We start from the raw sequence: 13,385 nt of genomic DNA, 5'->3' as shown, positions 1-13,385 counted from the left end.
TTTTCTTTTTTTATTTTATGCTATATTTTGAGCACAAATAAATCCAAAAAGGAGAAAATGGAATGAAACTCAAACTGATTTTACTCGCCGCAATTGCATTGATTTTTGCAGGTTGCGCCAAGAAAGCCCCAACCTTCTCTGTTGCACAGACATGGACCGAGAAGCCTTCCAAGCTGACAATCGTGTTCACGGAACCTCTCGTTGAAAACGAAGACGACCTCAAGGACGACATCGAAGAATACGCAAACAACTTTGGTGAATGGTTCAAGCTCGAACTCAAGAAGGACTACGAGACCTACATCAAGGGAGCTATCGCATTGGACTATAAAAAGGTCGATGCCGAAGGCATGATTATCGAAACGGATCACGTTGACTCCACAGAATTCAAGACCCCGAAGCCCACATCCATGGAACAGGGCAACGGGTACTACTTGGCAATCTCTAATGTTATCTTTAGCCGCAGAGAAGATGCTCACGCCAATCAAGCCTATTATTCTTCAGGTGCTGCATTTGGCGCAAACGTAAATCCGGGACAAAACAGCATGGCATTCGCAGGCGAAACGATTGTTGAAAAAGGTCTCTGGATTTATGCAGACTACGCCATCTACAATCAGTCCGGCGAACGCGTCGCCTTCGGTCACGAAGAAATCCGCAGCAAATTCGCATACGCCATGACACGCTCCGACTGGGAAAAGTGCGTCTTGGCATTCGTCAAGAGAAGCATCGCCAGAACGCCGATTTTGAAGTAAGCGTCAAACATCCCGTTTAAACGAAAAGCGCGGCCACAACGGTCGCGTTTTCTTGTAACTAGTAATTCGAGTGACTTGCGTAAAGCGCAAAACTACTTCTTGCGCATCCAGACGGCCAAGAAGACAAACACGGAGAGGAAGCAAATGGCGATGATAATCCAGAACGCCACCGGGGATCCGACAGTCGCATCGCCGTTCATGCCAAACGGGAGTTTCACGTTCATGCCAAACAAGCTTGCGAAGAACGTCGGGAGCGAGATAGAAATCGTCACGATAGTGAGGTTCTTCATCAACTGGTTCACGTTGTTGTTGATCACGCTTGCGCGCGCATCCATCATGGACGTCAAAATGTTCGCGTAGATGTTTGCCTGTTGCAAGCTCTGCCCGTTTTCAATCTGGATATCTTCCAAGAGTTCGCGTTCGGCTTCGGTCCAGTTGAGGCTGCGGCCAAGCTGGAGCTTGCGGAGCAGCGTATCGTTACTGTTCAAGGCGCTCACGTAGTAAATCAAGCCCTTGTTCAAGCTGAACATCGAGAGCAAATACTTGTTTTCCATCGAAGTATTGAGACGAAGTTCCAAGTCGTCATTGATGCGGTTGATGATCTTCAAGTGTTCATTGAAGTGTGCAATAGCAAAGCTCAGCACGCGGAGCACAAACGTATTCAGGCTATCGATTTTCGAGAACTTGCGTTCATCCATCACCGGGATGTCGCTGTCCGTAAGGAGCAAGACCCAGTCCTTGAAAATGAAGATGCCAAAAGATTCCACGCGGAACTGGAAATTATCCTCGGCAGAATAATTCTTGGGCTTTTTGAACACGATGGTCGTAAAATCATCGTCGTATTCGATACGGGAAAGTTCGTCCGAGTCAAATGCGGAGGCAATCGTATGTTCCGTTATCTCATATTCCTTAACAAGGATGCTGCGCTGTTCCTGGCTTAAAGAACCCATCATAACGATGTCAGCAGCTTCTTCGTTCGGAGCTACTGAGAGACGACCGGATTCGATTTTGTAATACTTGAGCATACCGCCCCCTTTATCGAACATGGGCAATATAGAAAATTAGACGAAAGTCGAAAGACCAAGGATGAAAAAATTCCATTAAAAACAGCAGATAATAGCAACAGAAAAGCCCCGGCGCTAAGCCGGGGCAAATCTCTAGTCTTTCGTCTGTAGCCGCGTGGTTCGGCAGGCTCACCAACCTAAGCGGCATACTCTCGTCTAATTACACACCCTTCTTGAACTTCTTGCTCCACCAGAGAACGATCGGAGAGCAGACGCACACAGAAGAGTAAGTACCGATGAGGATACCGAAGCACTGGACAAGACCGAAGTCGCGGATGGAAGAACCACCCATAACAGCGAGAACCACGCAAACGAAGAGAGTCGTGAGAGAGGTAATCACCGTACGGCTGAAGCACTGGTTCAAAGAGCTATTGATTGTCTGTTCGTACTTTGCAGCACCGAAGAGAGCGGTATTTTCACGGATACGGTCGAAGTTCACGATGGTATCGTTGACGGAGTAACCAATCATCGTGAGGAGCGAAGCGATCAAGGCGCCATCGAAAGAAAGACCGAAGGCAGAGATGAAGCCGAGCGTGATGATGGTATCGTGAATAAGGCCAAGCACAGCAGCAACGCCGAAGCCAAGGCCAAGCTTACCGAATCGGAACCAAACGTAGAGGGCAATGCAGAGCCATGCGATAATCACAGACAAAATAGCATTGAAGCGGAGTTCCTTACCGATGGTCGGACCCACAGAGTCCTTAGCCACAATTTCGCACTTCTGGTTGGCGGCTTCGAAAGCCTTGGTCATAGCGAGTTCGAAGCTCGTGTCATCGCCGCGAACGCTGACCTGGTAAGAGTTAGCAGACGTACCGCCGAGAGAGCGGACGCGAGCACCTTCAATGCCAGCCTTGCTCAAAGCCTTGTTCAAGTCGGTTTCGTGCTTTTCAGTATCCTGATACTGGATCGTGTAGACCTGGCCACCCGTGAAGTCGATGCTGAAGTCAAAGCCCTTCACTGCAATGCAAGCGACACTTGCAATAATGAGAATCCAGGAGAGAACCTTGAACTTGCCACGGTTCTTCATAATCTGGAGGTTAGCATTGTTCAAAGTCTTGAAGCCAGAACCGATAGAGAGCGTCGTTCTATCGCGCTTTGCAAGTCTCCAATCCAAGACGGCACGAGAAACCGTAATAGCGCAGAAGAGAGAAGTGAGGATACCGATCATAAGCGTAAGACCGAAACCCTTGACAGAACCCGTACCAATCTTGTACAAAATAAGACCCGTCAAGACCGTCGTCAAGTTGGAGTCCAAGATGGCGCTGAATGCACGTTCATAACCCTTGGCGACAGCGGCGCGAGCCGTAAGGCCGTTCTTGAGTTCTTCACGAATACGTTCGAAAATAATCACGTTCGCGTCGAGAGACATACCGACGACGAGGATGAAGCCGGCAATACCCGGGAGAGTAAGCGTGGCGTTAAACACAGACATCACAGCGGCAGTCACAGCGGCGTTGATCATCACACCGATACTTGCGATAAAGCCACCAAGACGGTAGTAAGCAACCATGAACACCAAGCAGAGCAAGAGGCCGATTGCACCGGAACCAAAGCCCTGAGCAATGTTTTCTTCACCGAGGGTTGCACCAACGCTACGGCTTTCGATGATCTGCATCGGAGCCTTGAGGGCGCCAGCCTTCAAAACGACAGCGAGGCGGTTAGCTTCGGCAATGTCGTCGAGACCCGTGATCTGAGCTTCGCCGTTCGGGATACGGTCACGGATGACCGGAGCGCTAATGACCTGGTTATCAAGAACGATGGCCATCTGCTTGCCGACGTTAGCAGCAGTAACAGCAGAGAACTTCTTAGGACCGATGCCGCCGAACTTGAGGTTCACGGCAACTTCACCGGCGCTCATACCATCGCTGACGCGGTACGGACGAGCATCCGTGATATCGTCACCGCCCATTTCTGCGCGGCGCTTGAGGAGGTAAAGACGCTTGGCCTTGATGTTGGCATCGCGGCGGAGCTTTTCGAGACCGCTACCGAAAGCGAAAGCGACATCGCGCGGGATGAGCTTCTGAACACCTTCTGTAGCGAGGAGCTTCTTCACCTTTTCGACGCTTTCTTCAGCAATGAAACCGCCATTGCCGTAAGAGATGAAGAAGGAGGAAAGGGACTGTCCGACCACGTCTGCCGGAGCGGCTTCAGCAACAGCGGAATCCTTCTTTTCAGCGGTTTCTGCCTTTGCAACGCCACCAGCAAGAAGTTCTTCATCAGACAAAGCCTGATCCTTAGCTTCCGGAGCCTTCTTGGCAGAATCAACCTTAGCAGAATCGCTCACCGTGGAATCAGCAATGATATCCGTCGTCTGACGGGTCAAGTACTGGTCGATGAGGCCAACAACCTGCGTAAACTTTTCAGATTCAGCGAGAATCTTGAATTCGAGCTTTGCCGTGGAACCCACGAGAGCCTTAGCCGTGGAATCATCCACACCAGCCAGTTCAACGACAATGCGGTCATCGCCAGCCAGAGAAATCTGCGGTTCAGAAAGACCGTACTGGTCAACACGGTTACGAATGATTTCGAGGGACTGGGCCTGGATATCCTTGATATCTTCACCTTCCTTGAGGCCAGACTGATCAATCTGGAGCGTGATGCTAGTACCACCAGCAAGATCCAAACCGAAGTTAACAGAACGAGAGCTCAGTTTCGGATTTTCCTTAAGGAAAGCCTGCTTGGCTTCACCCTTCTTGGAGTGAACCTGGATAGACGGCCATACAGAGATGGCTGAAAGAATGATGACTAGGAGAATGATAATTTCTCGGAAGCCGAATTTATGTTTATTCATTTGTAATCCCTTAAAAGGCATTAAACATACTAGTTGCGGGACAAAGATAGCAATTTAGTCATTTATTTCAAACGCAGGATCCGGCTTTGCAGCCGAAATCGCAAGCGTCATCTTCTTCTTGCCGAGGGTACGGACAATTTCTAGGCGGCCCGCACTATAAGCAATCTCAAGCGAGCCATCGCGCAGCACGCGTTCCTTATTGCGGAGCGCAATCAAGCTTTTTATATAGTCATAGATAGGCGCCTTCTGCATTTCCGGGAATTTATCCCACGGGAACGCCCTGCGGTTATCGGGGTCCTTGCCACCCAACATGCCGATTTCTTCGCCATAATATATACAGGGAGCGCCCGGCAAAAAGAACAACAGCGCAAGCGCAAGCTTCACTCGCTGCAAATTTGAGCATGGAAGTGACGCCAAGCGAATCGTATCATGGCTCCCGAGCAAGTTCATCGGCACACCAAAACGACCTTCTGGGAACGCGCCCTGCAAGCGCTTCGCAAATTCAGCCACGTCTATCGGCTTCTCGTCAAAGAGGTACGCAAGCACAGCCTTACGGAACTGGTAATTCATCACGCCATCAAACTGGTCGCCTTGCAGCCAGCGCGAAGGCTCGTCCCAAATTTCACCGACAATATAGGCGTCCGGGTTAATCGCCTTGATGCGGCGACGGAATTCCTGCCAGAAGCTATCGTCGTCAATCTCGTTCGGAACATCGAGGCGCCAGCCATCAATGCCACGCTTCATCCAGTACTCACCCACCGAGAAAAGGTAATCGCGAACGTCGGGATTATCGGTATTGAACTTCGGAAGTGCAGGATACCCCCACCAGCAATCGTAATTGGGCTTACCCGAATACGCATGGAGCGGCCAGCCGTGCACATGGAACCAGTCCACGTACGGGGAATTCTTGCCGAGCTCCATCAAGCTGTTGAACTGGAAAAAACCGCGCGAGCAGTGGTTGAACACGCCATCCAGAATCACACGAAGCCCAAGCTTGTGCGCCTTCTTGACAAGCGTGTCAAAATCCTTGAGAGTCCCCAAAACAGGGTCAATTTCAAAATAATCAACCGTATGGTAACGGTGATTCGAATTGCTCTTGAAAATCGGGCAAAGGTAAATCGCATTCACGCCAAGCGACGCAATGTATTCCAGTTTTTCGCAAATGCCCGCGAGGTTTCCGCCGAACATGTTTTCACGGGTCGGGAGCGTATCCCAATCCACAAACTTTCCGACCGCCTTGTACTTTGCACTACGGCAAAAGCGGTCCGGAAAAATCTGATAGAAAACAGCGTCCTTGACCCAAGCGGGAGCGCTAAATCTTCCAGAGGGCACGGGACTTACGTTCTTCGACAAGTTTGCTAATCTCCGAAATCAAGCCCGCATTGGCAAGCAAGTCCTCGACACTGCACGGCGTGCGATAAGTCCAGTTCTTGCCACCGACCGTTCCCGGAATGTTGACGCGCTCTTCCTTCGGGTCGCACTCAGAAAGCGAAGCCGAAAGCGCAAAGTAGTCCTGGATCGGCGGAATGCAGAACAAACTATTTGCAGTAAACACATGCGACAAGATGTCGTGCACCACAGGCGGCGTAAGCTTTTCGGGAGCAACGCCCGGCAGGCCCGCATGAGACCAGTAGAAGCCCTTGTCAAAATCAGGTTCTTCCCACAAGCCGCGGAGCGTCGAAGTATCATGGCAACTCGTTGTGCAAACGGAGAGGCGCGGATAATCTTCCATGCTGTAATACGGAGAATACGGAACGTTCCAGTTGCGGGCCCAGCGTTCAATGCGTAGCGACATGATGTCGAGCTTTTTGAGCACAGTCGGCACGCACGGCGGCACTGCACCAAGGTCTTCGGCGCAAACGAGCATATCCGTTTCGTTGGCGAGTACAGACAAAAGCTTCATGGCATTCTGTTCCCAGAGTGCGTTCTGAGCCTGTTCATTCTGGCCAATCAAATCGTGCAATTTATCTTGTTCGTTCTGCGGGAGTGTAAAGAGCACCGGCTGGTTGTACCAGTACCAGTACGGGTAGAACGTATTTTCGTCACCCGTCGGGATAAACACGCGGTTCCAGTAAACGCGGAGCATGGAATCCTTGACTTCTTGCGGTTCGTCAAGAGCAAGGATGGCGCGTTCGGACAAAAGTTCCGGCTTGATGATAAAGCGGTCGAACGTTCCCGGCAAGTTCGTGAAGCACTTCGGCACGAGCCTTTCCGTTTCGGCACCGAGGAATTCACGCAGCTGGTCTATAGAGAAGTTTGGACGGCGCAGGTATTCCAGCGATTCGCGGCAGAAGCCCGCATTGCGGAGTACGTCCCAAGTGAGCGGGATGGACGGTTGGAAGCGTCCCAAGATACCTGTCGATTCAGATTCAGGAATCGCCCAGATGCGGAAGAATCCAAGCACGTGGTCAATGCGGTAAGCATGATAGAACTTGCTGGCCTGAGCCAAACGGCGACGCCACCAGCCAAAGTCATCGGCTTCAAGCACATCCCAGCGGTAAGTCGGGAAGCCCCAGTTCTGGCCACCGTAGCTGAACATGTCAGGAGGTGCACCCGCGCGGTCTGCAAGCGAGAAGTACTTGCGGTCAAACCAGACGTCGGCACTGTCTTCGTTGATGAGGATAGGCACGTCGCCCTTCAGGCGGAGCCCGAGTTTGGAGACTTCGTTCACAGCGGCGGTAAACTGACCTTCGGCAGTGTACTGCATCCAAGCCTGGAACAGCACGTCCCTGTAGTTCTTCATCCAAAGCTTGTCGACATCGGCAGCAGAGGGGTTCTGGAACTTTTTCCAGTCCTTCCAGCTAGCTTCGTTGTTCTGGGCCTTGAGCGTGCAATAGACGCAATAGGACTTGACCCAGGAATTCTTGTCAATCCAGGCAAGGAGCTTCTTCGAAGCTTTCAGGACATCGTACTGATTATCAAAAATCTTGCGGAGGATGGCGCGCTTCCATGTGGTAATGTGGTAGTAGTCCACACGTTCAAGTTCAGCAAACTGTTCACGGGCCTTTTCGATTTCATGTTCGAGGACAGAGGCTCCTTCAACAGACTGCACATTAATGAACACCGGGTTCAAGGCAAAAGCGCTGCGGGCACTGTAAGGACTCGGCTCGGAGCCGGTATCGTTTACAGGCAAAAGCTGAATGATATTGAATCCGCAGAACTTGGCCCACTGGGCGAACGGAATCAAGTCCAGGAATTCGCCAATGCCAATGCTGTGCTTGCTGTGAAGACTGAAAAGGGGAACGGCTACGCCGGTTTGAAAGGAAGTTAAATCACCATATCGCATGCTTCAAATATAACTCTAATTTTGTAAAAGAAACTTTTAAATTGCTAGCAAATAAAAAAAGGCTCGGAAACCCGAGACCAATTCTTATTCTTAATCGTTCTTTATAGAATTAGGCACGCTTTGCGTACTTCTTAAAGCTCTTGATCAAGAGGGCGGCGAGAATGCAGTACATTGTTTTTGACTCCTTGTTTTGACGGCGCCAATATTAACAAAGTTTTACTAACACGTCAAGGTATTTTAGTATATATTTCGGCAACTTTTTTGGACATTTCGTCCATAGCAAAATGCGGCGCCGACCTTGAACGATTTTGCCCCTAAAAAAGCAAAGCCACGGAAAAACCGTGGCATCGCGTTCGTTAGTTGGAGAGAGAAAAATCTTTTTGGATTAAGCGCGCTTTGCGTATTTCTTAAAGCTCTTAATCAAGAGGGCGGCGAGAATGCAGTACATTGTTTTTGACTCCTTGTTTTGACGGCGCCAATGATAACATTTTTTTACTAACGTTTCAAGGGGGAAAAGTATATATTTCGCGAAAATTTTTCGAAACCGTTTTTAGGACTGTTACGCCCGCGGAAGTGGGACAAGTCAACCAATAGTCATTTTTCACCGACAAAAATAAAATATCTTGACATCATCTAGACATTATCATATATTAAGGATATGAACATAAGAATAAGCGACCACGCAAAACAGCACATGGCTTCTTGCTCGATAACGGAACAGGAAGTAAGAGACCTGTTTGACGAGAAAATCCCGGTAGTGAAGGCCTACCAGTCAAAAGAATATGAAGACTGCATCGAAATACTGGCTGAAATTTCCGGGAAATATTGTAAGATCGTTTACTCTTACATAACAAACACAGTAACAACCGCTTTCAAGCTGAGGAAAAACCAATGGCTAAAATTGACAAAATAGAACGGGATGCAATAAAAAAGGCGGCTTACTTCGAAAACCGCACAGAAGCGCAAGAACTTGAAGACCACAAGTGGGCCGTAAAGAACGGGCTATCTTTCAGTGGCCCGGGTGCACTATCTAAGGCCATTGCGGCATCCAAAGAAAGGACTGCAGCAAAGTCCAGGAAGTCAAAAGTCGGAACCAGCTTTGACCCCGGCGTTCTCGAAGCGTTCAAGGCAAAAGCTGAACGAGTGGGGATTCCCTACCAGACGCTTTTGAACTCGATCGTGAAACGCTACACAGAAGGTAAGCTAGACATAGAACCGGCTTAATTTTTACTTGCCCCTGCATTTTTGCGGGGGCTTTTTCACCAATTTGATTTGTCTATATGTTCCAAAATTGGTAAATTATGGGCTATGAAACGATTTTTGCTTTTATGTCTCGGTTTAACAGCATTTGTAAACGCAAAGCCATCTCTTCAAGTCGATAGCGACCGCATCGAAGCGGGTCAGACATTCAATTTGCAGTTCATCGTTCCGATTCAGGAACTGCCGCAGAACAGAGGCGCGCTCCGCCTCGAAACACGCAATAACTTTAAGCTCCTCGGGCTCGACAGTGCCGATCAGGTGATGCGCCCGGACATGGACGATATTTTCAACTCGTTTTTCGGTGGGGGCGGAAGAGCCTACAAGGCTCGCGTCTATTCCTTCAAGATTAAAGCCCCAAAAAAGACGGGTACACAAGACCTCGGAACGCTCACATGGATGATTAACGGCGAAGCCAACACCATCAGCAGCAAAATCCCGGTCAGCGTGCAGCGTTCCTATAACGACGACGCTCTCGCCGTAAGCCTTACCCCGAGCAAAAAATCCATTTACGAAGGTGAACAGTTCAGCGTCACCCTCAGCCTCCACACTTTTGAGCACTTCCAGGGCGGCCTCCAGGCTACCGACATGAGCACCGGCAACGATTTCATCGTCCACCGCAACGACCTCTCGAATCTGGATTTCAAGCCGGTCGAAGGCGCCCGTCGCGAAATGAAGGCATCCGCCAAATACGCATGGCTCAGCCCGACCAAGAGCGGAACACTCCAAATTCCGTCTTTCAAGTTCAAGTACACCAAGCTCGGTGAACCCAAAATCGTCGAAGAAAAGAAGCAAATGGGCGGCATGTCATTCTCCAGCCGTAGCGTAAAGCAGGAATCCATCGAAACGGAAACCTCCACCGCTCCGCTTTCCATTACCGTTCTCCCGCTCCCGACCGAAGGCAAGCCTGCCGATTTCTCGGGAATGGTCGGTAACTACAGCTTTAGCGCCAACTTCGACCGCACAAACCTCAAGGTCGGCGAAGCGTTGACACTCGCCATCAGCATCAAGGGCGACGGCACTCCGGGAACCATCACGGACCCGAAACTCCCCGACTTTAGCGAATTCCGCTCCGTCCCGCCCGAAAACAGCATCAACAAGAAGGTCAAGGGCAACAAGGTCATTACCTCAAAGGATATCAAGGTTTTCCTCTACCCGAAGAAAAAGGGGACTTTCGAAATCCCCGCCATTACATATTCCTGGTTCAACCCGGCTAAAAAGAAGTACGAAGCAGCTTCGGCAGGCCCGTGGACTATCGAAGTTGAAAAGAGCGATGCCCCCGCAGAACCCGTTTACCAAGCTCCGATTTCCGCAGGCACAGGCACCTCGGCTCCTGTCGTTCAAAAGCAGGAAATTGAATTCCTCGGCAGCGACATCCGCTTTATCCACCCGATTACAGACAAGTCCGAATCTAGCGCCCCGCACAGGAGCGTGCTCTTCTGGGTTCTGTTTGCAGCAGCGATTCCGTTCTACCTGATTGCAAACTTTGCCATCACGAGAAACCGCAAACGCAACAGCAACACGGCACTCGTCCGCAAGGGCAAGGCCAACAAGCTTCTCAAGGAAAAGTTCGCGAACGCCCGCACCGCCCTCAAGAACGGCGACGGCAAGGCATTCTTCGCAGCACTTGAAAACGGCCTCATCGATTACCTCAGCAATTTGACGAACGTCGAATTCAAGGGCATGACCCGCCCGCAAATGAAGCAAGAACTTTCAAAGCGCGGCGTCAAGGAAGAAACGATTGAAGCCATCAACAGCTGGCTTGAAAAATGCTCGTTTGTGCGTTTTGCTCCGGTCACTGCATCGACCGAAGAACAGTCCCAAATGCTCGCAGATGTCGAAAAGCTCTGCGAAAGCCTCGAAAAACTCAAGTAGCGTCGGTAAAAACATGAAGAACTTTAAGCAGATTATTTTGACGATCGCCGCAGCGCTTCTCCTCACCTCCGCAGCAAGCGCCGCCGACAAATGCAACGGCCTCGAAGCCGGAACCAAGGCATATAACGAAAACGATTTTGAGCGCGCGATTGACGAATGGCGCACCTGCGTTGACGAAGGCATCGTCAATGCGGACCTCTATTACAATCTGGGCAACGCCTACTACCGCAGCGGGAAACTCGGCTTTGCGATTTTCTACTACAAGTCAGCACTCCGTTTGCACCCAAGCGATGACGACATCCAGCACAACCTGAATTTCGCACAGACAAAAACTCGCGACAAGGAAGGCGACGAAGAAGAGAACCCGATTCTCGAAGGACTCATGGATTTGCACCACGCGCTTTCGCTCAAGAGCCAGATGAACATTTCGCTCGTTCTCTTTTGGGCAATCGCACTCGTGATTCTCGCCCGCCGTTTCGTGAACGGCAGCCGCGGCAAGAACATCTGCACAGGCGTTGTATTCGGTATGAGTGTTATTCTCTGCACGATTGGCGCAAGCGCTCTCTACAAGATGTACACGCTCGAAACAGACATCACGGGCGTCGTGACCGCCTCAAGCGCCGACGTGACAAGCGCCCCAAGCGACAAGTCACAAACACTTAACACGCTCTCCGAAGGCACAAGCTTCGAAGTCATCGGCGAACAAGGCAACTTTGCAGAAATCCGCCTCGGCGAAAAAATCCGCGGATTCGTAAAGCTCAGCGAAGTCGGGATTGTGAAGTAATTACTTGAAGGGTTTGTCCCAGGGGCTAACCCATGCAGAATCCACTCGCGTAATAGGAATGGTGACTTCTGTAGGGAATTTTCCAGATTCCCTCGTTGGAACAACAGCTGTAACGACAGCTACAGGAAGCGCAATCATATCCAAAAACAACATAGTCACTGCAACGCTACCGTGACCTCTACCATCTGAAAAGAACGGCCAATAGCGCAACAAGCCTGCGCTAAAATGATACGAGGATTCGCCGCGATTTACCCACAAGTTGCCGTAAACAATTTCATCTTTGCGGGCTTCCAGATAAATCGCATCTTCACTTGTTGAAGATTTAAATCGGCAATAATCGCTTGTCGGACAAACCTGTTTTCCATCGCAATAAATGGAATAATCTCCTTTGCCATCGGATACGGAGACCCACATTTCGTAACTGGATGCACACCCGACAAAAAGTAAAGCCGTTGCCAATATTAAAATAACATATCGAAACATATCGCGTCTAAAAAAGATTAAACAATTTGGCCGCCGCCGAGAACCATATCGCCATCATAAAAGACGGCACATTGCCCCGGAGTCACGGCAAAGAGCGGTTCGTCAAAAACGGCGACCGCCTTGTTCGTATCGACGATGGTAATTTCGCAGCCCACCGCCCGCTGGCGGTAACGCACCATGCCTTCGGCGCGGAACGTCGTCCCGACCTCCCGCGCACCGCCGTGCCATTCGCAGTTCACCATTTCCACGCGATCAAAGCAGACCGATGACTTGTCGCCCGTCACCAAGATATCGCCCGTTTCCGGGTCCACATGCTTCACGAACGCAGGCACGCCAATGGCCACGCCCAGGCCTTTGCGCTGACCGACCGTGTACTTATGAAACCCATCGTGCGTATTCCAAACCTTGCCCTTCTCATCCACGAAGCGGCCCGGGCGCGTCATCTCGCCAAAGCGTTCCTTCAAAAACTCCGTGTATTGCGAACCGTAAATGTCAAAGCAAATGTCCTGGCTGTCTCCCGTCTTGGCGTTCACAAAGCCGTTCTGCTCGGCGATTTCGCGCACTTCACTTTTCACGTACGTTCCAAGCGGCGTGAGCACATGATTGCGGCGTTCATCGGGAACCCAGAACAAAAAGTAACTCTGGTCCTTGCCGGGGTCTCGCCCACGCAAAAGCCTACGCACGCCATTCACTTCTTCGATGCGCACGTAATGTCCTGTCGCCAAAAATTCGGCGCCGAGCGATTTGGCATAATCCATCATCCAGCCGAACTTGATAAAGCGATTGCAGTAGCAGCAAGGATTCGGCGTACGAGCATGCGAAAAGTCCGCATGGCAGCGCTTTAAAACTTCACCTGTAAAAGCGTCGGAGCAATTCGCCACATGATGTTCGATGCCTAGCTTTTCGGCAATCATTTTCGCACGGACTACGCTCGGGTCGTTTTCAGCATCAAAGGCGCTATCGACATCAGGCAAAACGCGGAGCGTCACGCCCACGACTTCGTAACCCTGCTGTTGCAAAAGAAGAGCGGCCACGGACGAATCCACGCCACCGCTCATGCCGACTGCGACTCTAGTTTTAGACATGCCGCAAGCGC

Annotated in this window: 11 protein-coding genes; 5 read left to right on the top strand and 6 right to left on the bottom strand. The window is 50.6% G+C overall.

Going from position 1 to position 13,385, the window contains the following annotated elements; all coding sequences use genetic code 11:
• The first annotated feature begins 62 nt into the window (after positions 1-62).
• Positions 63-749: a hypothetical protein gene (locus B7982_RS12520; protein WP_088661040.1), complete on the top strand. Its 687-nt coding sequence runs from the start codon at positions 63-65 to the stop codon at positions 747-749.
• A gap of 92 nt (positions 750-841) precedes the next feature.
• Here the strand turns inward: B7982_RS12520 and B7982_RS12515 are convergent, their stop codons facing one another.
• From B7982_RS12515 to B7982_RS12500, 4 genes are all read right to left on the bottom strand, one after another.
• Positions 842-1,795, bottom strand: a complete 954-nt coding sequence (locus tag B7982_RS12515; protein WP_233138543.1) for a magnesium transporter CorA family protein — start codon at positions 1,793-1,795, stop codon at positions 842-844.
• Between the two features lie 178 nt (positions 1,796-1,973).
• Positions 1,974-4,604 (bottom strand): protein translocase subunit SecD, encoded by a 2,631-nt coding sequence (gene secD, locus B7982_RS12510; protein WP_088661039.1) that lies wholly within the window; start codon positions 4,602-4,604, stop codon positions 1,974-1,976.
• Positions 4,605-4,658: 54 nt separating this feature from the next.
• The gene (locus B7982_RS12505; protein ID WP_233138542.1) at positions 4,659-5,957 is read right to left on the bottom strand and encodes a glycoside hydrolase family 13 protein; all 1,299 of its coding nucleotides are present in this window, start codon (positions 5,955-5,957) and stop codon (positions 4,659-4,661) included.
• The gene (locus B7982_RS12500; RefSeq protein WP_088661037.1) at positions 5,917-7,890 is read right to left on the bottom strand and encodes a 4-alpha-glucanotransferase; all 1,974 of its coding nucleotides are present in this window, start codon (positions 7,888-7,890) and stop codon (positions 5,917-5,919) included. Before B7982_RS12500 ends, B7982_RS12505 begins: the two co-directional genes overlap by 41 nt.
• A 658-nt stretch (positions 7,891-8,548) precedes the next feature.
• Between B7982_RS12500 and B7982_RS14945 the strand changes: the two genes are divergently transcribed.
• The 4 genes from B7982_RS14945 to B7982_RS12480 all read left to right on the top strand — a co-directional run bounded on the left by B7982_RS14945 (position 8,549) and on the right by B7982_RS12480 (position 11,806).
• Complete coding sequence (locus B7982_RS14945; RefSeq protein WP_088661036.1) at positions 8,549-8,803, top strand: hypothetical protein; 255 nt, start codon at positions 8,549-8,551, stop codon at positions 8,801-8,803.
• Entirely contained in the window at positions 8,782-9,114 is a 333-nt protein-coding gene (locus tag B7982_RS12490) for a BrnA antitoxin family protein (protein ID WP_088661035.1), read from the top strand. The genes B7982_RS14945 and B7982_RS12490 overlap by 22 nt, the downstream gene beginning before the upstream one ends.
• 84 nt (positions 9,115-9,198) lie before the next feature.
• Positions 9,199-11,022 (top strand): BatD family protein, encoded by a 1,824-nt coding sequence (locus B7982_RS12485; protein ID WP_088661034.1) that lies wholly within the window; start codon positions 9,199-9,201, stop codon positions 11,020-11,022.
• A 13-nt stretch (positions 11,023-11,035) separates the two neighbouring features.
• Positions 11,036-11,806 (top strand): tetratricopeptide repeat protein, encoded by a 771-nt coding sequence (locus B7982_RS12480; RefSeq protein WP_088661033.1) that lies wholly within the window; start codon positions 11,036-11,038, stop codon positions 11,804-11,806.
• Here B7982_RS12480 and B7982_RS12475 read toward each other — a convergent pair whose 3' ends face one another.
• The gene (locus tag B7982_RS12475) at positions 11,807-12,265 is read right to left on the bottom strand and encodes a hypothetical protein (protein ID WP_233138541.1); all 459 of its coding nucleotides are present in this window, start codon (positions 12,263-12,265) and stop codon (positions 11,807-11,809) included.
• A 41-nt stretch (positions 12,266-12,306) separates the two neighbouring features.
• Positions 12,307-13,374 carry a tRNA 2-thiouridine(34) synthase MnmA gene (mnmA, locus tag B7982_RS12470; protein ID WP_088661031.1) on the bottom strand — a complete coding sequence of 356 codons (1,068 nt, stop codon included), beginning with the start codon at positions 13,372-13,374 and terminating at the stop codon, positions 12,307-12,309.
• Positions 13,375-13,385 lie beyond the last annotated feature (11 nt).

The organism is Fibrobacter sp. UWB2 (genome assembly GCF_002210425.1).
GTDB lineage: Bacteria > Fibrobacterota > Fibrobacteria > Fibrobacterales > Fibrobacteraceae > Fibrobacter > Fibrobacter elongatus.
Note: the sequence above shows the minus strand (reverse complement) of the source record. Positions and strands in the feature narration are given on the sequence as shown.